The sequence below is a fragment of the Streptomyces sp. NBC_00490 genome (genome assembly GCF_036013645.1).
Taxonomy (GTDB): Bacteria; Actinomycetota; Actinomycetes; order Streptomycetales; family Streptomycetaceae; genus Streptomyces; species Streptomyces canus_F.
On sequence record NZ_CP107869.1, the window covers coordinates 8,387,098 to 8,413,811 of the forward strand.

A 26,714-nucleotide genomic window follows, 5' to 3' on the forward strand; every position below is an offset into this window, starting at 1 on the left:
GCACCAATTCCTGCACAGCTTCTTCCCAGGTCGGGCAGCCGCTGCTACGTTCCCCTCGAAAGCACGACGGCAGGCGGCCGAGTGAGGCGGGGAGGGGCTCGTGAGACGGATGACGGCGCGACCCGCGAATTCTCATCAGGCCCGGCTGCTCAAGCTGTTGCGTGACGGGGGTCCCAACTCCCGTGCGCAGCTCGGCGATCAGGTCGACCTGTCGCGGTCCAAACTGGCCGTGGAGGTGGACCGGCTGCTGGAGACGGGCCTGGTCGTGGCCGACGGACTCGCCGCCTCGCGCGGCGGCCGCCGCTCCCACAACATCCGGCTCGCCCCCAATCTGCGCTTCCTCGGCGTGGACATCGGCGCGACCTCGGTCGACGTCGCCGTCACCAACGCCGAGCTGGAGATCCTGGGACACCTCAACCAGCCCATGGACGTCCGCGAGGGCCCGGTCGCGGTCTTCGAGCAAGTCCTGTCCATGGCCGCGAAGTTGAGGGCGACGGGGCTCGCGGAGGGGTTCGACGGTGCCGGCATCGGTGTGCCGGGACCGGTCCGGTTCCCCGAAGGTGTTCCGGTGGCTCCGCCGATCATGCCGGGCTGGGACGGGTTCCCGGTCCGGGAGGCGCTGAGCCAGGACCTGGGCTGCCCGGTCATGGTCGACAACGACGTGAACCTGATGGCGATGGGGGAGCAGCACGCGGGCGTCGCGCGTTCCGTGGGCGACTTCCTCTGCGTCAAGATCGGCACCGGTATCGGCTGCGGCATCGTCGTCGGCGGTGAGGTCCACCGCGGGGCGACGGGCAGCGCGGGCGACATCGGACACATCCAGGCCGTGCCCGGCGGCCGCCCCTGCGCCTGCGGCAACCAGGGCTGCCTGGAAGCCCACTTCAGCGGCGCGGCCCTCGCCCGGGACGCCATCGAGGCGGCCCAGCAGGGACGCTCCGCCGAACTCGCCGCCCGGCTGGAGACCAACGGCACCCTGACCGCCGTCGACGTCGCGGCCGCGGCCGCCGCCGGCGACGCCACCGCCCTCGACCTCATCCGTGAGGGCGGCAACCGCACCGGCCAGGTCATCGCCGGCCTGGTCAGCTTCTTCAACCCCGGCCTGGTGGTGATCGGCGGCGGGGTGACCGGCCTCGGCCACACCCTGCTCGCCGCGATCCGCACCCAGGTCTACCGCCAGTCGTTGCCCCTCGCGACCGGCAACCTGCCCATCGTTCTGGGGGAGTTGGGCCCCACCGCCGGAGTCATCGGCGCGGCCCGGCTGATCAGCGACCACCTGTTCTCACCCGCGTAGACCCCAACAGGCCTGCGTGAGCCGGAAAAGGCCCACGCAAGTCCCCGCAAGCCACTGGTCCGGCACAGCCCACCGGCACGACCCGTTGCCTCGCCCTGCCCTGAAACGGCCCGCACGCCAGCCGAGGGGAACCACACATGGCACCAGAACCACCGCTCCTCAGCATGTCCGGCATCACCAAGTCGTTCCCCGGAGTCCGGGCCCTCGACGGCGTCGACCTCGACGTCCAGGCCGGTGAAGTGCACTGTCTGCTCGGCCAGAACGGGGCCGGCAAGTCCACCCTCATCAAGGTCCTGGCCGGCGCCCACCAGCCCGACGACGGCACCATCACCTGGCGCGGCGAGCCGGTCACCCTGCGCTCGCCGATCGCCGCCATGCGCCTCGGCATCGCCACCATCTACCAGGAACTCGACCTGGTGGAGCACCTGTCGGTCGCCGAGAACGTGCACCTCGGCCACGAACCGACGACGGCCGGATTCGTCGTACGGGGCAAGGCGGCCCGTGCGTCGACGGGCCTGCTGCTCAAGCGGCTCGGGCACCCCGAGATCGACCCGGCCCGCCTGGTCGGCGAGTTGTCCGCGGCCCAGCAGCAGATCGTCTCCATGGCGCGGGCCCTCTCCCACGACGTACGGCTCATCGTGATGGACGAACCGTCCGCCGCCCTCGACCCGGACGAGGTCGACAACCTCTTCCGGATCGTCGGCGACCTCACCGCGGACGGCGTCGCCGTCGTCTACATCTCCCACCGGCTGGAGGAGATCCGGCGGATCGGCGACCGGGTCACCGTGCTGAAGGACGGGCGGGCCGTCGCGGGCGGGCTGCCCGCCAAGGCGACCCCGACCCGTGAGGTCGTGGCGCTGATGACGGGACGGAACGTGGAGTACGTCTTCCCCGACCGTCCCGTGTCGCCTCCCACCGGCACCCCGGTCCTGGAGGTCCGGGGCCTAGGCAGGGAGGGCGAGTTCGAGCCCTTCGACCTCACCCTGCACCCCGGCGAGATCGTCGGACTGGCCGGCCTCGTCGGATCCGGCCGATCCGAGATCCTGGAGACTGTATACGGTGCACGGAAGCCGACCTCCGGGCAGGTCCTGGTCGATGGCCGACCGCTCAAACCCGGCAGCGTCCGCGCCGCCGTCCGCGCCGGACTCGGCCTCGCCCCCGAGGAGCGCAAGGCGCAGGCCCTGCTGATGCTGGAGTCCGTCACCCGCAACGTCTCGGTCTCCACCATGTCCCGCTTCTCGCGCGGCGGCTGGATCGACCGCGGCGCCGAACTCGGCGCGGCGCGGGCCGCCACCCGCGAGCTGTCCCTGCGGCCCGACAACCCGTCCGTCCCGGTCCGCACCCTGTCCGGCGGCAACCAGCAGAAGGCCGTCCTCGCCCGCTGGCTCCTGCGCGGCTGCCGGGTGCTGCTCCTCGACGAGCCGACCCGCGGCGTCGATGTCGGTGCCCGCAGTGAACTGTATGCAGTCGTCCGTCGACTGGCCGACGAAGGCCTCGCCGTTCTGCTCGTCTCCAGCGAGGTGCCCGAAGTGCTCGGCCTCGCCGACCGCGTCCTCGTCCTGCGCGAGGGCCGTGTCGTGCACACGGCCCCCGCCCGCGAGCTCGACGAATCCCGCGTACTGGACCTCGTCATGGAAGGAAGCCCGGCGTCATGACGCAGCACGTCTCCCCGCCCCGGGACGGCACCGGAAAGACCGCCCCCGTGGACCGGCCACCCGTCTGGCGAGGGCTGCTGGCCCGAGTCGACCTCCGCACCCTCTCCCTCCTCGGAGTCCTCGCCGCACTGATCGTGGTCGGCGGGATCACCAAGCCGGACGAGTTCCTCGACACTCGCAACCTCCAACTCGTCCTCACCCAGGGCTCGGTGATCGGCGTCGTCACGGTCGGCATGACCTTCGTGATCATGTCGGGCGGCATCGACCTGTCCGTCGGCGCGATCGTCGCCCTGGCCTCCGTGTGGGCGACCACGGTCGCCACCCAGGAGTACGGCTTCGGCGGCATCCTCCTCACCGCGGTCCTGGTGGGCCTCGGCTGCGGCCTGGTCAACGGACTGCTCATCGCGTACGGCGGGATGGTCCCCTTCATCGCGACGCTCGCCATGCTCGCCTCGGCGCGCGGCCTCGCCCTGCAGATCACCGACGGCAAGACGCAGATCGTCACCGTGGACAGCGTCCTGGACCTCGGGCTGCGCGACGCGTACGTCCTCGGGATCCCGCCGCTCGTCATGGTCTTCGCCGTCGTCACGATCATCGGCTGGCTGGTCCTCAACCGCACCACCTTCGGCCGCCGCACCGTCGCGGTCGGCGGCAACGCGGAGGCCGCCCGCCTCGCCGGTATCGACGTCCGCCGCCAACGCCTCTACCTCTACCTGCTGTCCGGGCTGTGCTGCGGCATCGCCGCCTTCCTCCTGATCATCCTCTCGGGCTCGGGCCAGAACACCAACGGCAACCTCTACGAGCTCGACGCGATCGCCGCCGCGATCATCGGCGGCACGCTGCTCAGCGGCGGCCGCGGCACCATCACCGGCTCCGTGCTCGGGGTCCTGATCTTCACCACGATCACCAACATCTTCGCCCTGAACAACCTGCAGAGCGACGTCCAGCAGATCGCCAAGGGAGCGATCATCGTCGCCGCCGTGCTGGTCCAGCGCCGTACCGCAAGCACGACCTGAGGAAAGGGTTCACCGCCATGCCAGAGCTCACCAGCCGCAGAGGGCTGCTCTTCGGGACCGCCGCCATAGGAGCCGGTGCCCTCCTCGTGGGGTGCACGAGTAACGACTCGGACGACGAACCGGCCGCGAACGACCAGCCGGCCGCCGACGACAAGCCCGGCAAGCAGGTCACCATCGGCTTCGCCGGACCGCAGGCCGACCACGGCTGGCTCAACGCCATCAACGACAACGCCAAGAGCCGCGCCAAGAAGTACTCGGACGTCACCCTGGAGATCACCGAGGGCTCCAACGACACGGCCGCGCAGATCGGCCAGATCGAGACACTGATCAACAAGAAGGTCGACGTGCTGGTGGTGCTGCCCGCCGACGGCAAGGCGCTCACCCAGGTCGGATTGAAGGCGATGCGCGCGGGCATCCCGGTCGTCAACCTCGACCGGATCTTCAACACCCCGCAGGCGTACCGCTGCTGGATCGGCGGCGACAACTACGGCATGGGCCTGAACGCCGGTCACTACATCGGCGAGAAGCTCAAGGGGAAGTCGGACGCCCGCGTCATCGAACTGGCCGGCCTGGACAACCTGGAGCTGACCCAGCAGCGCACCAAGGGCTTCGACGACGCCCTGAAGAACTACCCCAACGTCAAGAAGGTGGCCCGTCAGGCCGCCGAGTTCACCGTGGAGTCCGGGCAGGCCAAGATGGCCCAACTCCTGCAGGCACAGTCGAAGTTCGACGCGCTGTGGAACCACGACGACGACCAGGGGGTCGGCGCGCTGCGCGCCATCGAGCAGGCCGGGCGGGACGACTTCCTGATGGTCGGCGGCGCGGGCGCGCTCTCCGCGTTCCAGGCCATCAAGAAGGACGACGGCGTCCTCAAGGCGACCGTCCTCTACCCGCCGACCATGGCCGCCTCCGCGATCGACCTCGCCCGCGCCCTCGGCCAGAGCAAGGGCATCGGCGGCCTCGCCGAGTTCGAGATCCCGGCCTCGCTCACGCTCTACTCGGCCGTCGTCGACAAGACCAACATCGACCAGTACATGTCCACCGGCTTCAAGTGAGGCGTTCCGCCCGGCAGGCCGCAGCGGCCCGTCGGGCGGGAGGCACCCCCCACCGCGCCACGACGACGAGGAGGACATTGCGCATGGCACAGCCGCAGCAGTCAGAAGGGGCCGAGAAACCGCCCCTGAGGGTGGGCATGGTCGGCTACGCCTTCATGGGCGCCGCCCACTCCCAGGGCTGGCGCACCGTGGGCCGGGTCTTCGACCTGCCCAGGCAGCCGGTCCTGTCCGCGATCTGCGGCCGCGACCCGGCAGCCGTGCGGGCCGCCGCCGACCGGCACGGCTGGGCGGCGGCCGAGACCGACTGGCGTGCGCTGATCGCCCGGGACGACGTGGACCTCGTCGACATCTGCACCCCCGGCGACAGCCACGCCGAGATCGCCGTCGCCGCCCTCGCCGCGGGCAAGCACGTGCTGTGCGAGAAGCCGCTCGCCAACACGGTCGAGGAAGCCGCGATGATGGCGGAGGCGGCCGAAGAGGCCTACGGGCGCGGACAGTTGGCGATGGTCGGCTTCAACTACCGCCGGGTGCCCGCCACCGCGCTCGCCCGGAACATGGTCGCCGAGGGCCGCCTCGGGAAGCTGCGGCATGTGCGGGTGACGTACCTTCAGGACTGGCTGGTCGACCCGGAGTTCCCCCTCACCTGGCGGCTGCGCAAGGAACACGCCGGCTCGGGCTCGCTCGGCGATCTCGGCTCGCACATCATCGACCTCGCCCAGCACCTGGCGGGGGAGCGGCTCGCGGGGGTCTGCGCCCTCACCGAGACCTTCGTCCGGGAACGGCCCCTGCCCGTCGGCGCCACCAGCGGACTGTCCGCGGTGACGTCCGCCGGCACCGGCCAGGTCACCGTGGACGACGCCGCCCTGTTCACCGGCCGCTTCACCTCCGGCGCCCTCGCCTCCTTCGAGGCGACCCGGTACGCCACCGGCCGCAAGAACGCCCTGCGCATCGAACTCAACGGCGAGCGCGGCTCGTTGGCCTTCGACCTGGAGCGCCTCAACGAACTCTCGTACCACGACGGCACCGAGCCCGCCGCGCACGCCGGCTTCCGCCGCATCCTCGTCACCGAACCCGACCACCCCTACCTGGACGCCTGGTGGCCGCCGGGCCACGGCCTCGGCTACGAGCACAGCTTCGTCCACCAGGCCCGCGACCTCGTCCACGCCGTCGCCGAGGGCCGCCGCCCCGAACCCTCCTTCACCGACGGACTCCAGATCCAGCGCGTTCTCGCGGCGGTCGAGGAGAGCGCCGAGAAGAACTCCGTCTACACACCCATAGCCGTCTGAGGAGGCGCAAGCGACATGCCGCGCACATTCACGCTCTTCACCGGCCAGTGGGCCGACCTTCCCCTCGAAGAGGTCTGCCGCCTGGCCCGCGACTTCGGCTACGACGGACTGGAACTCGCCTGCTGGGGCGACCACTTCGAGGTCGACAAGGCCCTCTCCGACCCGTCGTACCTCCCCTCGCGCCACCAACTCCTGGAGAAGTACGGCCTGAAGTGCTGGGCCGTCTCCAACCACCTGGTCGGCCAGGCCGTCTGCGACGCCATCATCGACGAACGCCACCAGGCCATCCTGCCGGGCGAGGTGTGGGGCGACGGCGACCCGGAAGGGGTCCGGCGGCGCGCGGCGGACCGCATGAAGGACACCGCGCGGGCCGCGGCCGCCTTCGGCGTCGACACCGTCATCGGCTTCACCGGCTCCGCCATCTGGCACCTGGTCGCCATGTTCCCGCCCGCCCCCGAGTCGATGATCGAGCGCGGCTACGAGGACTTCGCGACCCGCTGGAACCCCATCCTCGACGTCTTCGACGAGCAGGGCGTGCGGTTCGCGCACGAGGTCCACCCCAGCGAGATCGCCTACGACTACTGGACGACCGTCCGCACACTGGATGCGATCGACCGTCGACCGGCGTTCGGCCTCAACTTCGACCCCAGCCACTTCGTCTGGCAGGACCTCGACCCCGTCGGCTTCCTCTGGGACTTCCGCGACCGCATCTACCACGTGGACTGCAAGGAGGCCCGCAAGCGCCTCGACGGACGCAACGGCCGCCTCGGCTCCCACCTGCCCTGGGGCGACCCGCGCCGCGGCTGGGACTTCGTGTCCGCCGGCCATGGCGACGTCCCCTGGGAGGACGTGTTCCGGATGCTGCGCTCCATCGACTACCAGGGTCCCGTCTCGGTCGAGTGGGAGGACGCCGGCATGGACCGGCTCCAGGGCGCCCCCGAGGCACTGAAGAGCCTCAAGGCATACGACTTCGAGCCGCCGTCGGCCTCCTTCGACGCGGCGTTCGGCAACTGACCGCCCGTCGGTACGCCGGGGCGACGCGAACCCCGGCGTACGCACCCGCCCGTACGCCCGGACCCCGTCCCGCGCACCGAGAGGCACCACCACGCCCTGCCCGGTCGTCAACGGGAGCACCGGGTCCGGGGCCCTGCTCGACGTGGCCGACCTCACCTGCACGACCGGCTGACAGGAGGAATCTGCGATGCGCTCAACGAGCCGACTGACCACGGCAGTTGTCGGAGCCGCCGTGCTTCTGGGCTGCGTCTCCGGCCCCGCCGCCTCACAGGGCGGGCAGGACAAGGAACGCGTCCTGGTCTTCTCCAAGACGGCCGGTTTCCGGCACGACTCCATCCCCGAGGGCGTCACCGCCCTGAAGGAGCTCGGCGGGGCGAGCGGCTTCACGGTCGACGCCACGGAGGACGCCGGCGCCTTCACCTCCCGCAACCTCCGGCGCTACGACGCGGTCGTCTTCCTGTCGACGACCGGCGACGTCCTGGACGCCGCCCAGCAGAAGGCCTTCGAGGGCTACATCCGCAAGGGCGGCGGCTACGTCGGCATCCACGCCGCCGCCGACACCGAGTACGACTGGGCGTTCTACGGCGGCCTCGCAGGCGCCTACTTCCAGTCGCACCCGGCGATCCAGCCCGCCACGGTCGTCGTCGAGGACCGCGCCCACCCGGCCACCTCGGCACTGGGGCCGACCTGGAACCGGTCCGACGAGTGGTACAACTACCGCTCCAACCCCCGGGAACGGGCCCATGTCCTCGCCTCGCTCGACGAGTCGTCGTACACCGGCGGCACGATGAACGGGGACCATCCGATCGCCTGGTGCCAGAACTACCAGGGCGGCAGGGCCTTCTACACGGGCGGCGGCCACACGAAGGAGTCGTACGCGGACCCCGCCTTCCGCCGGCACCTGGTCGGCGGCATCCTGTATGCGATCGGCGAGGCACAGGCCGACTGCCGACCGGAGAACGGATACCGTCCGCTGTTCGACGGCACCGCGCAGTCGCTGGGCGGCTGGCGGCAGGCCGGCCCGGGCTCCTTCACCCTGGACGACGACGGCACCATCACCTCGGCCGGCGGCATGGGGATGCTCTGGTACGCCGCGTCGGACTTCCGCGCGTACTCGCTGAAGCTCGACTGGAAGACGGCCGGCGACGACAACTCCGGTGTGTTCGTGGGATTCCCGCCCTCGGACGACCCGTGGTCGGCCGTGAACAACGGCTACGAGATCCAGATCGACGCCACGGACGTGCCCGAGAAGACGACCGGGTCCGTCTACGGCTTCCGCTCCGCCGACCTGAAGAAGCGCGACCGCGCGCTGAACCCGCCGGGGGAGTGGAACACGTACGAGATCCGCGTGGAGGGCGAACGACTCCGCGTCTGGCTCAACGGCGTGAAGATCAACGATTTCACCAACACCGACCCGGCCCGGAGCCTCACCGACGGTCACTTCGGCATCCAGAACCACGGAGCCGACGACCAGGTGTCCTTCCGGAACATCCGCGTCAAGGAACTGCCCGTCAAGGGCGGCTGAGCGGCGGCGGGCGGGGGACGCCGGACCACCGCCCGCCGTCTCTTCCCCTGCCTCGACAGGGGCTCCCCGCCAGGGGTTCACCCACGACGCGTTCGACAAGGAGGCTGCCCATGCCCGCGTCCGTTTCCTCGCCACGCGTCGGTGTCCGGCTGATCGGGTCGCGCGGCTCCGTCGCCACGACCGTCGTCACCGGCCACGACACGGATGACTGCCCGCTGACCAAACGCGCGGGTGGGCTGACCGTGGCGAGACCCGGCGACGGGCCGGAAGAGGGCGCCGTCCACACAGAGCGTCTCGGGGAGGAGCGGTGAGGCGGGGGAGAGGAGCGGTTGCGCCCAGGCCGGCCGGCTCACTTCGCGAGGGCGGTGAGCGTCCCACGAGCCCGGCAGCCGCCGCCCCCGCCCGAACCCGCGACGGCTCGCCCCTGCGCTTCGGCTACGGAACCAACGGCCTCACCGACCTCCGGCTCGACGACGCCCTCGGCCTGCTCGCCGACCTCGGCTACGACGGCGTAGGCCTGACCCTCGACCACATGCATCTCGACCCGCTCGCCCCGGACCTGGCCGCCCGCACCGGTCGCGTCGCCCGGCGGCTGGACGCGCTGGGCCTGGGCGTCACCGTGGAGACGGGCGCCCGCTATGTCCTCGACCCGCGCCGCAAACACGGGCCCTCCCTCCTCGACCCGGACCCCGACGACCGGGCCCGCCGCGTCGACCTCCTGATGCGTGCCGTGCGGGTCGCGGCCGACCTCGGCGCACACGCCCTGCACTGCTTCAGCGGGATCACCCCGACGGGCACCGACCGGGACACGGCCTGGAAACGCCTCGCCGAAACCCTCACCCCGGTCCTCGACGCCGCCGCCACCGCGGGCATGCCCCTCGCCGTCGAGCCCGAACCCGGCCACCTCCTCGCCACCCTCGCCGACTTCCACCGCCTGCGCCGCGAACTCGGCGACCCCGAACCCCTCGGCCTCACCCTCGACATCGGCCACTGCCAGTGCCTCGAACCACTCCCGCCCGCGGCCTGCGTACGCGCCGCCGCCCCCTGGCTGCGGCACGTCCAGATCGAGGACATGCGCCGCGGCGTCCACGAACACCTTCCCCTCGGCGACGGGGAGATCGACTTCCCTGCCGTCCTCGCCGCCCTGGCCGACACCGGCTACCGCGGGCTCACCGTCGTCGAACTGCCCCGCCACTCCCACGCGGGCCCCCACTTCGCCGAACAGTCCCTCCCCTTCCTCCGCCGAGCGGCGGCCACCCACGCACCTCCCGGCGATCCCTCCGCCACCCCTGAAGGGAGCACCACATGACCCGCGCCGCCCACTCCACCCCGGACACCCCCACGGTGGACCCCGACGCCCTCGCCCACACCCCGCCGACCACCCTGCACGCCCACCTCGACACCCGCCTCGCCGGAGCCGCCCGCGCCTGGCTCGACCAGGCCCTCGACGAGGCCGCCGCCCACCCCGGCGTCCACGGCCCCATCTCCGTGTGGGAACTGCGCCTGGCCGAGGCAGGCCGCCGCTGCGGGCCCGAGCACGCCGACGCCGCCCGCGTCCTCATCCTGCACGCGGCCCACGCCGACATCGACGCCCTCACCCGCGTCTACCGGCAGGGCACCGCCGACGAACGCCGCGCCGTCCTGCACGCCCTGCCCCACCTCGTGCCCGGCCCGGACGCGCTCCCGCTCGTCGAGGACGCCCTGCGCACCAACGACACCCGGCTCCTCACCGCCGCCGTCGGCCCCTACGCGGCCCGCCACCTGGACCCCCACCAGTGGCGGCACGCCGTCCTGAAGTGCCTGTTCACCGGCGTGCCCGTCGACGCGGTGGCCGGCCTGGACCGCCGGGCCGCCGGCGACGCGGAACTCGCCCGCATGCTCGGCGACTACGCCGCCGAACGCACCGCGGCGGGGCGTGAAGTGCCCGAAGACCTCCACCGCGCGCTGGCCCTGACCCAGGCGACGCCGACCGAGTCCAAGGAGCAGTCCTGATGCGCCTGTTCGACCCCCACATCCACATGACGTCCCGCACCACCGACGACTACGAGGCCATGCACGCGGCCGGTGTCCGCGCCGTCGTCGAACCCTCCTTCTGGCTCGGCCAGCCCCGCACCTCGCCCTCCTCCTTCCTCGACTACTTCGACTCCCTCCTCGGCTGGGAGCCCTTCCGCGCCGCCCAGTACGGCATCGCCCACCACTGCACCCTCGCCCTCAACCCCAAGGAGGCCAACGACCCACGCTGTGTCCCCGTCCTCGACGAACTGCCCCGGTATCTCGTCAAGGACCAGGTCGTCGCCGTCGGCGAGATCGGCTACGACTCCATGACCCCCGCCGAGGACACCGCCCTCGCCGCCCAGCTCCAGCTCGCCGCCGACCACCAACTGCCCGCCCTCGTGCACACCCCGCACCGCGACAAGCTGGCCGGTCTGCGCCGCACCCTCGACGTCGTCCGGGAGTCCGCGCTGCCCCCGGACCACGTCCTGGTCGACCACCTCAACGAGACCACCGTCAAGGAGGCCAAGGCCGGCGGCTGCTGGCTGGGCTTCTCCGTCTATCCCGACACCAAGATGGACGAGGAGCGGATGGTCGCGATCCTGAAGGAGTACGGCCCGGAGCAGGTGCTCGTGAACTCCGCCGCGGACTGGGGCAGGAGCGATCCCCTCAAGACCCGCAGAGTCGCCGACACCATGCTGGCGAACGGCTTCACCGAGGACGACGTCGACCTGGTGCTGTGGCGCAACCCCGTCGCCTTCTACGGGCTCAGCGGCCGCCTCGCCCTCGACGCCACCGCGACCGCGGCCACCCACGAGGGCAACTCCATCCTGCGCGGGGGCGAGTAGGGCATGCGCTTCCGCCACCCCGACGGCTCCACCGTCCACCTCGCCTACTGCACCAACGTCCACCCCGCGGAGACCCTCGGCGGTGTCGTCGCCCAGCTCCGCGACCACTGCGAGCCCGTCCGCCGCCGCCTCGGCCGCGACCGCCTCGGCATCGGCCTGTGGCTGGCCGCCGACGCCGCCCGCGCCCTGGACTCCGACCCGTCCGCCCTGCGCGCCCTGCGCGCCGAACTCGACCGGCGCGGCCTGGAAGTGGTCACCCTCAACGGCTTCCCCTACGAAGGGTTCGGCGCCGGGGAGGTCAAGTACCGCGTCTACCGGCCGGACTGGGCCGACCCCGAACGCCTGGAGCACACCACCGCCCTGGCCCGGGTCCTGGCCGGACTCCTCCCCGATGACGTCACCGAGGGCAGCATCTCGACCCTGCCGCTGGCGTGGCGCACCGCCGCCCACGGCACCGGCCGCCACGAGAAGGCCCTGCGTACGCTCGCCGAACGCCTCGAAGCCCTGGAGGAGCTGACCGGACGCTCCATCCGCATCGGCCTCGAACCGGAACCCGGCTGCGTCGTCGAGACCACCCACGACGCCCTCGCCCCCCTGTCCGCGATCGCCCACCACCGGATCGGCATCTGCGTGGACACGTGCCACCTCGCCACCTCCTTCGAAGATCCGCACACCGCCCTCGACGCCCTCACCGCGGCCGGCGTCCCCGTCGTCAAGTCCCAGCTCTCGGCCGCCCTGCACGCCGAGCACCCCCATCTGCCGGAGGTCCGCACGGCCCTCGCCGCCTTCGACGAACCCCGCTTCCTGCACCAGACCCGCACGGCCACCGCCGCCGGCCTGCGCGGCACCGACGACCTCGGCGAGGCACTCGGCGGCGACACCCTGCCCGACGCGAGCCCCTGGCGCGCCCACTTCCACGTCCCCCTGCACGCGGCCCCCGCAGCCCCCCTCACCTCCACGCTCCCCGTCCTCAAGGCCGCGCTGACCCGGCTGGTCGGCGGCCCGCACCCGCTCACCCGGCACCTGGAGGTCGAGACCTACACCTGGCAGGCCCTCCCGCCCGCACTGCGGCCCCGCGGCCGGACCCAGCTCGCCGACGGCATCGCCGCCGAACTCATTCTCGCCCGCGACCTGTTGACGGACCTCGGCCTGAAGGAACTTCCATGAGCACCGCCCGGAACACTTCAGGCCCCACCCCGCTCCTCGTCCTCGACGTCGTCGGCCTCACCCCCCGCCTCCTCGACCACATGCCCCACCTCAAGACCCTCGCCCGGTCGGGCTCCCACGCCCCTCTCGAAACCGTCCTGCCGGCCGTGACCTGCGCCGCCCAGTCCACCTTCCTGACCGGCACCCACCCCGCCGAGCACGGCATCGTCGGCAACGGCTGGTACTTCCGCGACCTCGGCGACGTCCTCCTGTGGCGCCAGCACAACGGCCTGGTCGCCGGGGACAAGCTGTGGGACGCCGCCCGCCGCGCCCATCCCGGCTACACCGTCGCCAACATCTGCTGGTGGTACGCCATGGGCGCCGACACCGACATCACCGTCACCCCCCGTCCCGTCTACTACTCCGACGGCCGCAAGGAACCCGACTGCTACGCCCGCCCTCCGGCCCTGCACGACGAACTCACCGCCACATTCGGCACCTTCCCCCTCTTCCACTTCTGGGGCCCCGGCGCCGACCTCGTCTCCAGCCGATGGATCATCGACGCGACCCGCCACATCATCAGCACCCGGCACCCCGATCTGACGCTGTGCTATCTCCCGCACCTCGACTACGACCTCCAGCGCTTCGGCCCCGACGACCCCCGCTCCCTCAAAGCGGCCGCCGACCTGGACCGGGCCCTGGCGCCGCTCCTCGACGACGCCCGCGCGGAGGGCCGTACCGTCGTCGCGCTGTCCGAGTACGGCATCACCGGCGTCAGCCGGCCCGTCGACATCAACCGCGCCCTGCGCCGCGCAGGACTGCTCGAGGTGCACACCCAGGACGGCATGGAGTACCTGGACCCGATGGCCTCACGCGCCTTCGCGGTCGCCGACCACCAGATCGCCCATGTCTATGTGCGCCGCCCCGAAGACCTGGAGGCGACCCGGGACGCCCTCGCCGGACTGCCCGGCATCGAGCAACTCCTGGACGACGAGGGCAAGAAGGCCCACCACCTCGACCACCCGCGCTCCGGAGAGCTCGTCGCCGTCGCGGAGCCGGACGCCTGGTTCACGTACTACTACTGGCTCGACGACGCCCGCGCGCCCGACTTCGCGCAACTCGTCGAGATCCACCGCAAACCCGGCTACGACCCGGTCGAACTCTTCATGGATCCCCGCGACCCCTACGTCAAGGTCAAGGCGGCCACCGCACTGGCCCGCAAGAAACTCGGCCTGCGCTACCGGATGGCGGTCGTGCCTCTTGATCCCTCACCTGTCCGCGGCAGCCACGGCCGCCTTCCGGCGAGCGACGACGACGGTCCGCTTCTCATCTGCTCCACCCCCCGCGCTGTCGGCGACCGCGTCGCGGCCACCGATGTGAAAGCACTCCTGCTCCGACTGGCCGGTCTCGGCTGACCGGCCCACCCCACCGGCCCCGCACGACCGGCCTCTTCCGACTGATCACCAGTGAAGCACCCACCACTGACAACGCCTCCGACCTCGAGGAGTTCAGGCATGAGCCGCATCTCCCAGCCCGACCCCGAACTCACCCACCGCCTCACCAGACGAGGCATGCTCGGTGTGGCCGCGGGCGCCACCGCCGCCGCGCTCGTGGGCGCCGCAGCGACCCCCGCGGGCGCCGCCACCGAGGCCGCCTCCGGCAGCGCGGGCCGCGGCCGCCCCGTCCTGCCGCCCGGCCGGCTCGGCATCCAGCTCTACAGCCTGCGCGACAAGGTCTCCACCCTCGGTTTCGCGCCCGTCTTCGCCGAACTCGCGAAGTACGGCTACGACGAGGTCGAGTTCGCCGGATACACCCAGGGCTCGGCCGGCCCGATCACCCTCGCCCAGCTCAAGCGGCTGGCCAGGAACCACGGCCTGAACCCGATCGGCAGCCATGTCGGCTACTACTCCGACGACCCGAACGCCTACACCTTCGCCCAGAACCTCACCAAGGTCCTCGACGACGCCCAGGCCCTCGGCCTCAAGCACATCGGCACCGCCTCGGGACCGTTCCGCTACGGCTCCACCGTCGACGCCTGGAAGCGCGCGGCCGAGGAGTTCAACACCTACGGCGCGGCCGCCAGGGCACGCGGCATGAAGTTCTACCAGCACAACCACTCCGAGGAGTTCTCCTTCGCCACCGACAACCCCAAGGTCCGGCTCTACGACGTGCTGCTCGCCGAGACCGACCCCGACCTGGTGTTCCTGGAGATGGACATCTTCTGGGCGTACTCGGGCCAGTTCCGCTTCTCCAAGCGCCCCGACGGCACGGCGGCACCGTTCGAGCCGCTGGACTACGTCCTCAAGCAGCCCCACCGCTATCCGCTGTTCCACGTCAAGGACGGGGTGAGCGACCCCGCGAACACCTATGGCTACCGCATGACGGACGTCGGCGACGGCGACATCGACTACCAGCGGTTCATCTCCGCCGTGACCAGGCTGCGCGGTGAGCGGTTCGCCCACCACTGGCAGGCCGAGCACGACCAGCCGACCGACTCCTTCACTTTCGCGCGGCGCTCCAGCGAACACCTGCACTCGCTGCGCGAGAAGTGCTGACCGGTCCCGCACACATGAGGAGGCCCTCCCGGGATCCCGGGAGGGCCTCCTCACGCGCGCGTGCCGTCAGCCGGCGGTCTGTGGCACCGCCGTCCGCCCGGGCTGCCGCAGCAGCAGGGCGATCACCGCCGCCACCATGGAGACGGCGCCGGCCAGAGCGTACGCCCCGTCATACCCCCAGGCGGCGACCACCATGGAGCCGAGTCCGCCGCCGAACAGACCGCTGATCAGCTTGCCGCTGTACACCAGCCCGTAGTTGGAGGCGTTGTAGTTCTCCCCGAAGTAGTCCGGGGTGAGAGCCGCGAACAGCGGATAGAACGCGCCGCCGCCGAAGCCGGAGAGGAAGGCGAAGAACAGGAACAGCGCCTCGCTCTTCACGTCGCCCGCCCAGATCACGCCGAACTGGGCCAGGCCCAGCACGACGATGACGAACACCAGGGTGGACTTTCTGCCCCACTTGTCGGACAGCCAGCCCACGACACCTCGGCCGATGCCGTTGATGACCGCCATGACACCCATCGACGAGGCCGCCACCAGCGGGCCGAAGCCCACCTCCTTGGCGTAGTCGACCTGGAAGGAGATCCCGAAGATCGACACCCCCGCGGTGAGCACGATGGCGAGCCACATCAGGGGGAGCATGCCGGTCCTGATGGCCTCCTTGGGCGTGTACTGCTTCACCGCGGGAGGGTTCTTGGCGAGGCTCGTCGCGTTCTTCCCGTCGCCGGAGAACTCCAGCGGATCGATGTCCGCGGGCCACCAGTTCTTCGGCGGATCCTTGAAGAAGAACGCGGACCCGAGGACCACGATCATGATGTAGCAGCCGATCAGGTCCAGGACGCGGTGGTAGTTCGCGGTGTCGAAGCCGTAGTTGAAGATGAAGATGAACGGCAGTGACCCGTACGCGAATCCGCCGTTGACGAACCCCGTTCTGGCGCCCCGGCGTTCGGGGAACCACTTGCCGACCATGTTGATGCAGGTTGCGTACACGAGCCCGGCGCCGATTCCCCCGACGACGCCGAAGCCCAGGATCGCCAGCCATACGTTGCTCAGGTGCGACAGGGCGAGGAACCCGACGAGGCACAGACCTGAGCCGATGTACATGGCCTTACGGGCCGTCAGGACGCCCTTCTCCCGCAGCCAGCCCGCCGGGAAGGCGATGCCGGCCTGGAAGAAGACCCAGACGCTGAGGATCCAGAAGGTGTTGCTCTGCGTCCAGCCATGGGCGTGGGACAGGGTGTCCTCCGCCGAGCCGTACGCGTATTCGAAGACGCTGATGGCCATCATGGCGAGCCACGGCAGATACACCATGAGCTTGCGCGAGTGACCGAGGATGTCCCGGTCGGTCTCGCCCACGCGATAGACGCGGCCGCGCGTGTCGGTCACTTCTCGGTAGGGACGGTGTGCGGCGTCGGGGTGGGTCGACGAACTGTTCGTTGCGATGGGATCTGCCGTCATTGCAGAGCAATTCCTTTGCGTCAGGCCTTTGGGGTCAGGCCATTTCCTCGCCGAGCGGCTGGGGGTTGGGAGAGGTGTCCTTCTTCTTGGGCCGGCCCGGCGGTGTCAGGAACAGTGCGATGCACGCGGCGAACAGAGAGATCGAGCCGGCCAGCGTGAATGCGCCGCTGTGTCCCCAGTGGTCCACGACGACCTTGCCCATTCCGGCTCCGAGAAGTCCGGACACCAGCTTGGAGCTGTAGACCAGACCGTAGTTGGAGGCATTGTTGTTCTCGCCGAAGTAGTCCGCCGTCATCGCCGCGAACATGGGGAAGATGGCGCCGCCGCCGAACCCGGAGATGCTGGAGAAGAGCAGGAACAACGGGAGGTTCTTCATGTCGGCGGACCACAGGATGCCGTACTGCGAAAGACCGAGCACGATGCAGACGAAGATCAGGCACCGCTTTCGCCCGTAACGGTCCGACAGCCAGCCGATCACACCGCGCCCGGTGCCGTTGACGATGGCCTTCATCGACATGGCCGTCGCGACGATTCCGCCCGCGAAGCCGGCCTCCTCGCCTATGTCGACCTGGAAGGCGATACCGAAGATGTTCACGCCCGAGGTGCACAGCAGGCAGAACCACATCAGCGCGACCCGCCCGGTACGCCAGGCCTCGCCCGGGGTGTACTGCCGTACGGCAGGCGGGTTCATGGCCATGGCACGCCGGGCACGGGGGTCGGTCGGCGGGCGCAGCGGGTCGACCTCGGCCGGCCACCAGTTCTTCGGCGGGTCCTTGAAGAAGGAGCCGGCCACAGCCACCGTCGTCGCCAGGAAGACACCGACCGCGACGAGCACCCAGCGGAAGTTCGTCAGATCCATGTAGCTGGTGAAGAGGAAGACGAACGGCACGGAACCGTAGGCGAATCCTCCGTTGACGAAACCGGTCTTGCCTCCCTTTCGCTCCGGATACCATTTGCCGACCATGTTCACGCAGGTCGCGTAGACCATTCCGGCGCCCATACCGCTGAACATGCCGAACCCGACGTACGCGACGACCACATGCGGCGCGAACGCGAGGGACAGATATCCGAGCAGGGTGCCGATCGCGCCGAGGATCATCGCCCAACGCGCGGGCAGCTTGCCGCTTTCCCTGAGCTTTCCGGCCGGGAAGGCGACGGCGGCCTGGAAGAACACCCAGACGCCGAGCATCCAGAAGATGTGTCCGTCGTTCCAGCCGTGTGCGATGTGCAGCGTGTCCTCGGCAGACGCGAACGCGTACTCCGCCGAGCTGATGCCCATCATGCCGACCCACGGCAGGATGACCATCCACTTGCGTTTACGGCCCAGGATGTCGATGTCGGTCTCACCGACGCGGTACACGCGGCCGTTGTGGTCCGTCACCTCCCGATACGGGACGGACGTCGAGTAGTCGATCGTTGTCATCTGCTCAAGCACTCCTTGCGTCGAAAGATCTGGCCAGCGCCCCCTGTCCAAATGCCTTTCGTGCGCGCACGGGTCCCGGGGCCGGGCGACGCGCACCGTCGGTCGGCCCCTTGCTCGGTCAAGTCACGTCAGATCACCCCGCTCGACTTGAGCAGGCGCAATTCCTCGTCGCCGATGCCGAGTTCGCTGATGAGGATTTCCTCGGTGTGCTGGCCCAGGAGGGGGGAGGGGGTGATGTGGGTGGGGGAGTCGGAGAGTTTGAGGGGGTTGCCCACCGTGGTGAAACGTCCGCGCTCGGGATGCTCGACCTCCACGACGATCTCGTTCGCCGCGAGGGAGGGATCCTCGATGATCTCCTTGGTGGACAGGATCGGCCCGCACGGAATGTTGTGGCTGTTGAGGCGTTCCAGGACCTGCCATTTGGGCAGGGTCGAGGTCCATTCCTCGATCAGCTGGAACATTTTGGCGAGTTTGGGAAGGCGGGCCTCGGGGGTGGCCCATTCCGGGTCGTCTGCGAGTTCGGGGCGGCCGATGAGTTCGGCGAGTGGCTGCCAGCCGACGGGCTGGACGATGACGTAGACGTAGTCGTTGGGCCCGCCCGGCGCACACCTGACCGCCCAGCCCGGCTGGCCGCCTCCCGACGCGTTGCCGGAGCGCGGGACCTCCTCGGCGAAGTCCTCGTTCGGGTACTCCGCCAACGGGCCGTGTTCCAGGCGTTGTTGGTCGCGGAGTTTGACCCGGCACAGGTTGAGCACGGCGTGCTGCATGGCCACGTTCACCCGCTGTCCGCGTCCGGTGTGCTCGCGCTGGAACAGGGCCGCCAGGATCCCCGCGACGGCGTGGATGCCGGTGCCGGAGTCGCCGATCTGCGCGCCGGTGGCCATCGGCGGCCCGTCCGCGAACCCGGTGGTCGCCATCGACCCGCCCATCGCCTGGGCCACCACCTCATAGGCTTTGAAGCCGGTGTAGGGGCCTTCGCCGAAGCCTTTGATGGAGGCGAACACGATCCGCGGGTTGATCTCCCGGATCCGGTCCCAGGTGAACCCCATCCGTTCCACCGCACCGGGCCCGAAGTTCTCCACCATCACATCCGAACGCCGGATCAGCCCGGTCAGCAGTTCCCTGCCCCGCTCGGACTTCAGGTTCAGCGTGACACTGCGCTTGTTGCAGTTGAGCATCGTGAAATACAGCGAGTCCACACCCGGCACATCCCGCAACTGCCGCCGCGTGATGTCCCCGCCCGGAGCCTCCACCTTCACCACATCCGCACCCAGCCACGCCAGCAACTGCGTCGCCGACGGACCCGACTGCACATGCGTCATATCCAGCACCCGCACACCCTCAAGAGCCCTCGTCGTCACAGGTCACCTCGCTTGTCCGTTGCCTTGAGCGTGATGGCGGCGCTGATCCTGAGCCGTGCTCGGTAGATTGCATACAGTCGACGAATACTGTATGAAGATTGTTATCCCGCATCCCGTGGGTGATGTCCAGGGGTCGTGCACCACTTTTCAGACGCGACCCGATCGAGACGGGAGCCGAACCATGGACCTGTACGAGCACCAGGCCCGCGGGCTCTTCGAGGAACACGGCATCCTCGTGCCGAGGGCGGAGGTCACCGACTCACCCAAGGAGGCGCGGGAGATCGCGCGCAGGCTGGGCGGCCCCGCCGTCGTCAAGGCGCAGGTCAGGACCGGGGGACGGGGCAAGGCCGGCGGTGTGCGGCTCGCGACCGACCCGGCCGCGGCGGAACAGGCGGCCCGCCGGATCCTCGGCATGGACATCAAGGGCCACATCGTCGGCACGGTCATGCTGGCCCAACCGGTGGACATCGAGGCCGAGTTCTACGTCTCGTACGTCCTCGACCGCGCCGCGGGCCGCTTCCTCGCCATCGCCTCCGCCGAGGGTGGCGTGGAGATCGAGGAGGTCGCCGCCGCCCGCCCGGAGGCGGTCGCCCGTATACACATCGACCCGGCCGAAGGGGTCACCTCCGCCAAGGCGGGAGAGATCGCCGAGGCCGCGGGCCTCCCGCCGCAGACCGCCGACGTCCTCGTACGGCTGTGGCAGGTACTGGTCCGCGAGGACGCCGTCCTCGTCGAGGTCAACCCGCTGGTCCGCACCCGGCAGGGACAGCTCCTCGCCCTCGACGGCAAGGTCACCCTCGACGACAACGCCCGCTTCCGCCAGGTCCGTTGGGGCGTCGAGGAGGCGGAGCACGGGAACGCGCTGGAGGCGGCCGCTGCCGCCAAGGGCCTCAACTACGTCAAGCTCGACGGCGAGGTCGGCATCATCGGCAACGGCGCGGGCCTGGTCATGTCGACCCTCGACGTGGTCGCCGGCTGCGGCGCCCGGCCCGCCAACTTCCTCGACATCGGAGGCGGGGCGTCCGCCCAGGTGATGGCCGACGGGCTGTCCGTCATCCTCTCGGACCCGGCGGTCAGGTCGGTGTTCGTCAACGTCTTCGGTGGGATCACCGCGTGCGACGCGGTCGCCGACGGGATCGTACGGGCCCTGGACACCGTCCAGTTGACCAAACCGCTCGTCGTACGCCTCGACGGCAACAACGCCGCCCGCGGTCGCGCCGTCCTCGACGCGCACGCCCATCCGCTGGTCCAGCAGGCCACCACCATGGACGGCGCCGCCCGCCGCGCTGCCCGACTCGCCGACACAGCCTGAGGAGGCGGCACATGGCGATCTACCTCACCAAGGAGAGCAAGGTCCTCGTCCAGGGCATGACCGGCGGCGAGGGCATGAAGCACACCCGCCGCATGCTCGCGGCCGGCACGAACGTCGTCGGCGGCGTCAACCCGCGCAAGGCCGGCCGGACCGTCGACTTCGACGATCGTGCCGTACCTGTTTTCGGGTCGGTTGCCGACGGTATACAGTCGACCGGAGCCGATGTCACCGTCGTCTTCGTACCGCCCGCTTTCGCCAAGGCCGCCGTCATCGAAGCCGCCGACGCCGGCATCGGGCTCGCCGTCGTCATCACCGAAGGCATCCCCGTCCACGACTCCGTCGCCTTCACCGCGTACGCGAAGGAGAAGGGCACCCGGATCATCGGCCCCAACTGTCCGGGCCTGATCACCCCCGGACAGTCCAACGCGGGCATCATCCCGGCCGACATCGCCAAACCCGGACGCATCGGCCTGGTCTCCAAGTCGGGCACGCTCACCTACCAACTCATGTACGAGCTGCGCGACATCGGCTTCACGACCTGTGTCGGCATCGGCGGCGACCCCGTCGTCGGCACCACCCACATCGACTGCCTGGCCGCGTTCCAGGACGACCCCGACACCGAACTCGTCGTACTCATCGGGGAGATCGGCGGCGACGCCGAGGAACGCGCGGCCGCGTACATCGAGCGGCACGTCGGAAAACCCGTCGTCGGCTACATCGCCGGATTCACCGCCCCCGAGGGAAAGACCATGGGACACGCGGGCGCCATCGTGTCCGGTTCCTCGGGCACGGCGCAGGCCAAGAAGGAAGCGCTGGAAGCGGTCGGCGTCAAGGTCGGCGACACCCCGACCGAGACGGCCCGCCTCGTGCTCGACCTGCTGGCGGCCGACCAGGGCGCGGCCCGCAAGGCCTGATCACCCGGCGCCACCGAGTTCCTCCCTGTACACGCGACCACTCACCTGTACACGCGACCACTCGTCGCACGGACCTGCCGTCCGCGGTTCCGCAGCACCTTCCGTGGATGCCAGGCACCCCCCGCCCCCGACTGTGCACCGAGAGCGGAGACACCGCATGACAACCACCCTCAACTCCACCCCCCTCGTGGTGAAGTCCGGTACCACCTGGGACGACGCCTGGCGGCGCTGTCTCGCGGCCGCCCCCGAGGCCTTCCGTGACGACCGCGTCCTCAACCTCTGGAACGCCGCCTGGCAGGCGGACGGCCGGGCTCTGCCCGCCAGCAGCCCCGTCGACGGCAGCCCGATCGCCGGCCCGCCGCGGCTGGACCGCGAAGCCGCCCACCAGGCCGTCCGCGCCTCCCTCGACCAGCACCGCGCCTGGCGGCACATCCCGCTCCCAGAGCGCCGAGCCCGTGTCGCGGCCACCCTCGACGCCCTCGTCCAGCACCGCGAACTCCTCGCCCTGCTGCTCGTCTGGGAGATCGGCAAGCCGTGGCGGCTCGCCCAGGCGGACGTCGACCGGGCCATCGACGGGGTGCGCTGGTACGTCGACGGCATCGAGCCGATGGTCGCCGGGCGGGCTCCGCTGGACGGCCCGGTGTCCAACATCGCCAGCTGGAACTACCCGATGAGCGTGCTCGTCCACGCCATGCTGATCCAAGCCCTGGCGGGCAACGCGGTCATCGCCAAGACCCCGACCGACGGCGGTGTCGCCTGTCTGACCCTGGCCTGCGCGCTGGCCGCCCGCGAAGGGATCCCCGTCACCCTGGTCAGCGGCAGCGGGAGCGAGCTGTCCGAGGCGCTGGTGCGGGCGCCCGAGATCGGCTGCGTCTCCTTCGTCGGCGGCCGAGACACCGGCGCCGCCGTGGCCACCGCCGTCGCCGACCTCGGCAAGCGCCATGTCCTCGAACAGGAGGGGCTCAACACCTGGGGCATCTGGAACCACTCGGACTGGGACGCCCTCGCCACCGTCATCCCCAAGCTCTTCGACTACGGCAAGCAACGCTGCACGGCGTACCCGCGTTTCGTGGTCCAGCGGGAGCTGTTCGACGACTTCCTGGCCGCCTACCTCCCCGCGGTGCGCACCCTCAAGGTCGGCCACCCGCTCGCCGTCGCCCGGGCCGACGACCCCTACCCGGCACTGGACTTCGGCCCGGTGATCAACGCGGCCAAGGCGAAGGACCTGCACGACCAGGTCGCCGAGGCCATCGCCCGCGGCGCCGTCCCCCTGCACCGGGCCAGTGAGAGCGACGCCCGATTCCTGCCCGGCCAGGACACCTCGGCGTACGTCCAGCCCGTCACGCTCCTCAACCCGCCGCCGTCCTCGCCGCTGCACCACGCGGAACCGTTCGGCCCGGTCGACACCATCGTCCTGGTCGACACCGAGGCGGAGCTGCTGGCCGCGATGAACGCCTCCAACGGCGCGCTGGTGGCGACGCTGTCCACGGACGACCGGTCCACCTTCGACCGGCTCGCCCCGCAGATCCGGGCGTTCAAGGTCGGCCACGGCACGCCGCGCTCGCGGGGCGACCGCGACGAACTGTTCGGCGGGTTCGGCGCGTCCTGGCGCGGCGCGTTCGTCGGCGGCGAGCTGCTGGTGCGCGCCGTGACCCAGGGCCCGGCGGGGGAGCGGCTGCCCGGGAACTTCCCCGAGTACCAGCTCATGCCGTGACCGGCGGCCGAGGGCGGCGTCCGCGCGAGGGCGCCGTCCTCGGGACAGCGTGTGCAGACGTCGACGTACGAATGAGGTGGCGATCATGACGAGGGCTCTTGAGGGTGTGCGGGTGCTGGATATGACGCATGTGCAGTCGGGTCCGTCGGCGACGCAGTTGCTGGCGTGGCTGGGTGCGGATGTGGTGAAGGTGGAGGCTCCGGGCGGGGACATCACGCGGCGGCAGTTGCGGGATGTGCCGGGTGTGGACTCGCTGTATTTCACGATGCTCAACTGCAACAAGCGCAGTGTCACGCTGAACCTGAAGTCCGAGCGGGGCAGGGAACTGCTGACCGGGCTGATCCGGCGTTCGGATGTGATGGTGGAGAACTTCGGGCCCGGTGCGGTGGAACGGATGGGGTTCACCTGGGACCGGATCCGGGAGATCAACCCGCGGATCGTGTTCGCCTCCATCAAAGGCTTCGGCGAAGGCCCCTACACCGGCTTCAAAGCCTATGAGGTGGTGGCCCAGGCGATGGGCGGGTCGATGGCGACCACCGGGTTCGCGGACGGGCCGCCGATGGCCACCGGCGCGCAGATCGGCGACTCCGGCACCGGCATCCACGCCGTCGCGGGGATCCTGGCGGCCCTGTTCCAGCGCGAGCACACCGGACGCGGACAGCGGGTGAACGTGGCCATGCAGCACGCCGTGCTCAACCTGTGCCGGGTCAAACTCCGCGACCAACAACGCCTGGAACACGGCCCGCTGCCCGAATACCCCGGCGACGACTTCTCTGATGACGTCCCGCGCTCCGGCAACGCGTCGGGAGGCGGCCAGCCCGGCTGGGCCGTCAAATGCGCGCCCGGCGGGCCCAACGACTACGTCTACGTCATCGTCCAGCCCGTCGGCTGGCCACCCCTGGCCCACCTGATCGGCCGCCCCGAACTGGCCGACGACCCGGAATGGGCCACCCCCGAAGCCCGCCTTCCCAAACTCGCCAAAATGTTCCAGCTCATCGAGGAATGGACCGCCACTCTGCCCAAATGGCAGGTCCTCCACCAGCTGAACACACACGACATCCCCTGCGGACCGATCCTGTCCACCAAAGAAATCATCGAGGACCCCTCGCTGGCCGCCAACGAGATCGTCGTGGAGGTCGACCACCCCCAACGCGGACGGTTCACCACCGTCGGCAACCCCCTCAAACTCTCCGACTCCCCCACCCACATCACCCCCTCCCCCCTCCTGGGCCAGCACACCGAGGAAATCCTCATCGGCGAACTCGGCATCGAGAAAGCGGAGTTGCCGCTCCTCAAGGCACAGGGCGTGATCTGACCGACGGCGGTCCACGCCCCTTCCACTCCGTCCCGGGCGAGCCGCGACCGCTCCCCGGGACGGTTTCCGTGAGTACCCGAACCGGAGTGAGGTAGCCCAGCATGTCGACCCACGCATCCCGTACCGCCCCGCCCGTCGGCGACTCCGTCATCGACCGGCTCGTGGAGTCCAACCGCGCCTACGCCGCAGGGTTCGTGGACCCGGGCATGGACGCCCGTCCGGTCCTGCGCGTGGCCGTCGTGGCCTGCATGGACGCCCGTATCGATCTGCACGCCGCGCTCGGCCTGCAACTCGGCGACTGCCACACCGTCCGCAACGCCGGCGGTGTGGTCACCGACGACACCATCCGCTCCCTGACGATCAGTCAGCGAGCCCTGGGTACCCGCAGTGTCGTCCTCATCCACCACACCGGCTGCGGTCTGCAGACGCTGACCGAGGAGTTCCGGCACGAGCTGGAGATGGAGGTGGGGCAGCGGCCGGCGTGGGCGGTGGAGGCCTTCCGGGACGTCGACCAGGACGTACGGCAGTCCATACGGCGAGTACGCACCTCCCCGTTCCTGCCGCACACCGACGACGTGCGCGGTTTCGTCTTCGACGTGACGTCGGGACTGCTGCGGGAGATAGACGCGGAGGCCTGAACCGGTCCAGGGGCCGTGGGAGTATCCCGGCATGCGCCTGACAGCTGACGGGGCCACGCCGATCCCGCGTTCGGTATGGGCGGAGGATCTCGAGACCGACGACGGCCACGCCTTCGAACTTGTGCGCCCGCTCTTCCTGACCGCGGGTGATCGCATCGGGTTCGAGGGCGGCGTCCTCGTCGTCGTGCGGCCCGGCGGAGCTCGGCTGACGGCGGAGGGCAGTTGGTCCACTCGGTGCGGCCCGGGAGGCGGAAGCCGCCGGTAGGCGCTCGGCGGGAGTACGGTCCCGGTCCGCCCACGCGGTCCGCCCACGCGGTCCTCCCGGCTCGCCCCTGTTCTCGAAGCCGGGCCGGCCTCGACCCGCGCCCCGTCGTCACGCGCCCCGGCCGGCCATCGCGGCGATCTGCTCGCAGTAGAAGTCGGTCGTGTTCGCGGTGTGCCGGCGCATGAGCTCCTCGGCGCCCTCGGGGTCGCGGTCGGCGATGGCCTCGATGATCAGAGCGTGCTCGCTCCAGGCGTCCGTGCCGCGGGGCTTGGCGATGGGCATGTAGTACCAGCGCACACGCCGGTCCACCTGGGGGATGAGCTCGGCGAGGACCGCGTTGCGCGAGAGGTGGGTGATGTGGGCGTGGAGGGCGGCGTTCGCCTCCACGATGGCCCGGGCGTCACCGGCCGCGAGCGCGGTGAGGCCGGTCCGCTGCAGTTCCCGCAGCCGGGCGACGTCGGCGGGAGTGGCGTGCTGGGCGGCCCCGCGCGCGGAGTGGGTCTCCAGGACGGCCCGCACGCTGAGGAGTTGGGCGCACTCCTCGGCGGTGGGGCAGTGCACGAAGGCGCCCTGGGCGGGGCGCAGGTCGACCCAGCCGGCGGTGTGGAGCCGTTGGAGAGCTTCGCGGATGGGCTGGCGGCTGACGCCGAGGTGTTCGGCGAGGTCGGCCTCGACGAGGTGCTGGCCGGGCTTGAGCGAACCGTTGATGATCAGCTCGGTCAGGGCGTCGTAGACCGCCTGGCGCAGTGGGGCGGGCCGCGCGATCGGGCCGCGGGCTGCCACGGTGGGTGTGTCGGGCATGGACCCTCTCCCTCGTTCGACTGCGGTCGGCAAACATCGACTACGGGATACTGAGTTTAGTATGCAATAGACATTCCCGTGCGGCCTGCGTCGCGGACTCCCGGAAATTGCCTCGGCGCACCTCTGGTGCCGA

Annotated in this window: 24 protein-coding genes; 20 read left to right on the forward strand and 4 right to left on the reverse strand. The window is 70.4% G+C overall.

Features of this window, described 5'->3' with window-relative positions; all coding sequences use genetic code 11:
- The first annotated feature begins 109 nt into the window (after nt 1-109).
- The 14 genes from OG381_RS38200 to OG381_RS38265 all read left to right on the forward strand — a co-directional run bounded on the left by OG381_RS38200 (nt 110) and on the right by OG381_RS38265 (nt 15,383).
- Entirely contained in the window at nt 110-1,291 is a 1,182-nt protein-coding gene (locus tag OG381_RS38200; RefSeq protein ID WP_327722664.1) for an ROK family transcriptional regulator, read from the forward strand.
- 137 nt (nt 1,292-1,428) lie between these two features.
- Nucleotides 1,429-2,946, forward strand: coding sequence for a sugar ABC transporter ATP-binding protein (locus OG381_RS38205; protein WP_327720539.1), 1,518 nt, complete (start codon nt 1,429-1,431; stop codon nt 2,944-2,946).
- Nucleotides 2,943-3,962, forward strand: coding sequence for an ABC transporter permease (locus OG381_RS38210; RefSeq protein WP_327720540.1), 1,020 nt, complete (start codon nt 2,943-2,945; stop codon nt 3,960-3,962). Before OG381_RS38205 ends, OG381_RS38210 begins: the two co-directional genes overlap by 4 nt.
- Nucleotides 3,963-3,979: 17 nt before the next feature.
- Nucleotides 3,980-5,017, forward strand: coding sequence for a substrate-binding domain-containing protein (locus OG381_RS38215; protein ID WP_327720541.1), 1,038 nt, complete (start codon nt 3,980-3,982; stop codon nt 5,015-5,017).
- 83 nt (nt 5,018-5,100) lie between these two features.
- The gene (locus tag OG381_RS38220) at nt 5,101-6,303 is read left to right on the forward strand and encodes a Gfo/Idh/MocA family protein (RefSeq protein ID WP_327720542.1); all 1,203 of its coding nucleotides are present in this window, start codon (nt 5,101-5,103) and stop codon (nt 6,301-6,303) included.
- Nucleotides 6,304-6,318: 15 nt separating this feature from the next.
- Nucleotides 6,319-7,317, forward strand: a complete 999-nt coding sequence (locus tag OG381_RS38225; protein WP_327720543.1) for a sugar phosphate isomerase/epimerase family protein — start codon at nt 6,319-6,321, stop codon at nt 7,315-7,317.
- A 187-nt stretch (nt 7,318-7,504) separates the two neighbouring features.
- On the forward strand, nt 7,505-8,842 hold the full coding sequence (locus OG381_RS38230; protein ID WP_327720544.1) for a ThuA domain-containing protein: 1,338 nt from the start codon (nt 7,505-7,507) through the stop codon (nt 8,840-8,842).
- 110 nt (nt 8,843-8,952) lie between these two features.
- Nucleotides 8,953-9,153: a hypothetical protein gene (locus tag OG381_RS38235; protein ID WP_327720545.1), complete on the forward strand. Its 201-nt coding sequence runs from the start codon at nt 8,953-8,955 to the stop codon at nt 9,151-9,153.
- Between the two features lie 113 nt (nt 9,154-9,266).
- Nucleotides 9,267-10,151 carry a sugar phosphate isomerase/epimerase family protein gene (locus tag OG381_RS38240; protein WP_327722665.1) on the forward strand — a complete coding sequence of 295 codons (885 nt, stop codon included), beginning with the start codon at nt 9,267-9,269 and terminating at the stop codon, nt 10,149-10,151.
- Entirely contained in the window at nt 10,148-10,834 is a 687-nt protein-coding gene (locus tag OG381_RS38245; protein ID WP_327720546.1) for an EboA domain-containing protein, read from the forward strand. Before OG381_RS38240 ends, OG381_RS38245 begins: the two co-directional genes overlap by 4 nt.
- Nucleotides 10,834-11,682, forward strand: coding sequence for a TatD family hydrolase (locus OG381_RS38250; protein ID WP_327720547.1), 849 nt, complete (start codon nt 10,834-10,836; stop codon nt 11,680-11,682). Before OG381_RS38245 ends, OG381_RS38250 begins: the two co-directional genes overlap by 1 nt.
- A gap of 3 nt (nt 11,683-11,685) precedes the next feature.
- The gene (eboE, locus tag OG381_RS38255) at nt 11,686-12,849 is read left to right on the forward strand and encodes a metabolite traffic protein EboE (RefSeq protein WP_327720548.1); all 1,164 of its coding nucleotides are present in this window, start codon (nt 11,686-11,688) and stop codon (nt 12,847-12,849) included.
- Nucleotides 12,846-14,243 carry a nucleotide pyrophosphatase/phosphodiesterase family protein gene (locus OG381_RS38260; protein WP_327720549.1) on the forward strand — a complete coding sequence of 466 codons (1,398 nt, stop codon included), beginning with the start codon at nt 12,846-12,848 and terminating at the stop codon, nt 14,241-14,243. Before eboE ends, OG381_RS38260 begins: the two co-directional genes overlap by 4 nt.
- A gap of 99 nt (nt 14,244-14,342) precedes the next feature.
- A complete protein-coding gene (locus OG381_RS38265) occupies nt 14,343-15,383 on the forward strand; it encodes a sugar phosphate isomerase/epimerase family protein (RefSeq protein ID WP_307023818.1) in 1,041 nt (346 codons plus the stop codon).
- Nucleotides 15,384-15,449: 66 nt separating this feature from the next.
- On the opposite strand, the gene OG381_RS38270 is transcribed toward OG381_RS38265, so the two are convergent.
- The 3 genes from OG381_RS38270 to frc (OG381_RS38280) form a co-directional block, all read right to left on the reverse strand.
- A complete protein-coding gene (locus OG381_RS38270; RefSeq protein WP_327720550.1) occupies nt 15,450-16,838 on the reverse strand; it encodes an OFA family MFS transporter in 1,389 nt (462 codons plus the stop codon).
- 34 nt (nt 16,839-16,872) lie between these two features.
- On the reverse strand, nt 16,873-18,261 hold the full coding sequence (locus OG381_RS38275) for an OFA family MFS transporter (RefSeq protein WP_327720551.1): 1,389 nt from the start codon (nt 18,259-18,261) through the stop codon (nt 16,873-16,875).
- 128 nt (nt 18,262-18,389) lie between these two features.
- Nucleotides 18,390-19,622 (reverse strand): formyl-CoA transferase, encoded by a 1,233-nt coding sequence (frc, locus tag OG381_RS38280; RefSeq protein ID WP_327720552.1) that lies wholly within the window; start codon nt 19,620-19,622, stop codon nt 18,390-18,392.
- Between the two features lie 181 nt (nt 19,623-19,803).
- On the opposite strand from frc (OG381_RS38280), the gene sucC reads away from it, so the two are divergent.
- From sucC to OG381_RS38310, 6 genes are all read left to right on the forward strand, one after another.
- Complete coding sequence (gene sucC, locus OG381_RS38285) at nt 19,804-20,934, forward strand: ADP-forming succinate--CoA ligase subunit beta (protein WP_327720553.1); 1,131 nt, start codon at nt 19,804-19,806, stop codon at nt 20,932-20,934.
- Between the two features lie 11 nt (nt 20,935-20,945).
- On the forward strand, nt 20,946-21,848 hold the full coding sequence (gene sucD / locus OG381_RS38290) for a succinate--CoA ligase subunit alpha (protein WP_327720554.1): 903 nt from the start codon (nt 20,946-20,948) through the stop codon (nt 21,846-21,848).
- 157 nt (nt 21,849-22,005) lie between these two features.
- Nucleotides 22,006-23,562, forward strand: coding sequence for an aldehyde dehydrogenase family protein (locus tag OG381_RS38295; protein ID WP_327720555.1), 1,557 nt, complete (start codon nt 22,006-22,008; stop codon nt 23,560-23,562).
- An 85-nt stretch (nt 23,563-23,647) separates the two neighbouring features.
- Nucleotides 23,648-24,877 carry a formyl-CoA transferase gene (frc, locus tag OG381_RS38300; RefSeq protein WP_327720556.1) on the forward strand — a complete coding sequence of 410 codons (1,230 nt, stop codon included), beginning with the start codon at nt 23,648-23,650 and terminating at the stop codon, nt 24,875-24,877.
- Nucleotides 24,878-24,978: 101 nt separating this feature from the next.
- The gene (locus tag OG381_RS38305; protein ID WP_327720557.1) at nt 24,979-25,515 is read left to right on the forward strand and encodes a beta-class carbonic anhydrase; all 537 of its coding nucleotides are present in this window, start codon (nt 24,979-24,981) and stop codon (nt 25,513-25,515) included.
- A gap of 31 nt (nt 25,516-25,546) precedes the next feature.
- Nucleotides 25,547-25,780 carry a hypothetical protein gene (locus OG381_RS38310; RefSeq protein ID WP_327720558.1) on the forward strand — a complete coding sequence of 78 codons (234 nt, stop codon included), beginning with the start codon at nt 25,547-25,549 and terminating at the stop codon, nt 25,778-25,780.
- A gap of 108 nt (nt 25,781-25,888) precedes the next feature.
- Here OG381_RS38310 and OG381_RS38315 read toward each other — a convergent pair whose 3' ends face one another.
- A complete protein-coding gene (locus OG381_RS38315) occupies nt 25,889-26,581 on the reverse strand; it encodes a GntR family transcriptional regulator (protein WP_327720559.1) in 693 nt (230 codons plus the stop codon).
- Between the last annotated feature and the right edge of the window lie 133 nt (nt 26,582-26,714).

What these genes read in the sequence shown, in the direction of transcription:
- OG381_RS38200 (WP_327722664.1), top strand. Translation starts at nt 110, where the DNA reads ATGACGGCGCGACCCGCGAATTCTCATCAGGCCCGGCTGCTCAAGCTG.
- OG381_RS38205 (WP_327720539.1), top strand. Translation starts at nt 1,429, where the DNA reads ATGGCACCAGAACCACCGCTCCTCAGCATGTCCGGCATCACCAAGTCG.
- OG381_RS38210 (WP_327720540.1), top strand. Translation starts at nt 2,943, where the DNA reads ATGACGCAGCACGTCTCCCCGCCCCGGGACGGCACCGGAAAGACCGCC.
- OG381_RS38215 (WP_327720541.1), top strand. Translation starts at nt 3,980, where the DNA reads ATGCCAGAGCTCACCAGCCGCAGAGGGCTGCTCTTCGGGACCGCCGCC.
- OG381_RS38220 (WP_327720542.1), top strand. Translation starts at nt 5,101, where the DNA reads ATGGCACAGCCGCAGCAGTCAGAAGGGGCCGAGAAACCGCCCCTGAGG.
- OG381_RS38225 (WP_327720543.1), top strand. Translation starts at nt 6,319, where the DNA reads ATGCCGCGCACATTCACGCTCTTCACCGGCCAGTGGGCCGACCTTCCC.
- OG381_RS38230 (WP_327720544.1), top strand. Translation starts at nt 7,505, where the DNA reads ATGCGCTCAACGAGCCGACTGACCACGGCAGTTGTCGGAGCCGCCGTG.
- OG381_RS38235 (WP_327720545.1), top strand. Translation starts at nt 8,953, where the DNA reads ATGCCCGCGTCCGTTTCCTCGCCACGCGTCGGTGTCCGGCTGATCGGG.
- OG381_RS38245 (WP_327720546.1), top strand. Translation starts at nt 10,148, where the DNA reads ATGACCCGCGCCGCCCACTCCACCCCGGACACCCCCACGGTGGACCCC.
- OG381_RS38250 (WP_327720547.1), top strand. Translation starts at nt 10,834, where the DNA reads ATGCGCCTGTTCGACCCCCACATCCACATGACGTCCCGCACCACCGAC.
- eboE (WP_327720548.1), top strand. Translation starts at nt 11,686, where the DNA reads ATGCGCTTCCGCCACCCCGACGGCTCCACCGTCCACCTCGCCTACTGC.
- OG381_RS38260 (WP_327720549.1), top strand. Translation starts at nt 12,846, where the DNA reads ATGAGCACCGCCCGGAACACTTCAGGCCCCACCCCGCTCCTCGTCCTC.
- OG381_RS38265 (WP_307023818.1), top strand. Translation starts at nt 14,343, where the DNA reads ATGAGCCGCATCTCCCAGCCCGACCCCGAACTCACCCACCGCCTCACC.
- OG381_RS38270 (WP_327720550.1), bottom strand. Translation starts at nt 16,838, where the DNA reads ATGACGGCAGATCCCATCGCAACGAACAGTTCGTCGACCCACCCCGAC.
- OG381_RS38275 (WP_327720551.1), bottom strand. Translation starts at nt 18,261, where the DNA reads ATGACAACGATCGACTACTCGACGTCCGTCCCGTATCGGGAGGTGACG.
- sucC (WP_327720553.1), top strand. Translation starts at nt 19,804, where the DNA reads ATGGACCTGTACGAGCACCAGGCCCGCGGGCTCTTCGAGGAACACGGC.
- sucD (WP_327720554.1), top strand. Translation starts at nt 20,946, where the DNA reads ATGGCGATCTACCTCACCAAGGAGAGCAAGGTCCTCGTCCAGGGCATG.
- OG381_RS38295 (WP_327720555.1), top strand. Translation starts at nt 22,006, where the DNA reads ATGACAACCACCCTCAACTCCACCCCCCTCGTGGTGAAGTCCGGTACC.
- frc (WP_327720556.1), top strand. Translation starts at nt 23,648, where the DNA reads ATGACGAGGGCTCTTGAGGGTGTGCGGGTGCTGGATATGACGCATGTG.
- OG381_RS38305 (WP_327720557.1), top strand. Translation starts at nt 24,979, where the DNA reads ATGTCGACCCACGCATCCCGTACCGCCCCGCCCGTCGGCGACTCCGTC.
- OG381_RS38310 (WP_327720558.1), top strand. Translation starts at nt 25,547, where the DNA reads ATGCGCCTGACAGCTGACGGGGCCACGCCGATCCCGCGTTCGGTATGG.
- OG381_RS38315 (WP_327720559.1), bottom strand. Translation starts at nt 26,581, where the DNA reads ATGCCCGACACACCCACCGTGGCAGCCCGCGGCCCGATCGCGCGGCCC.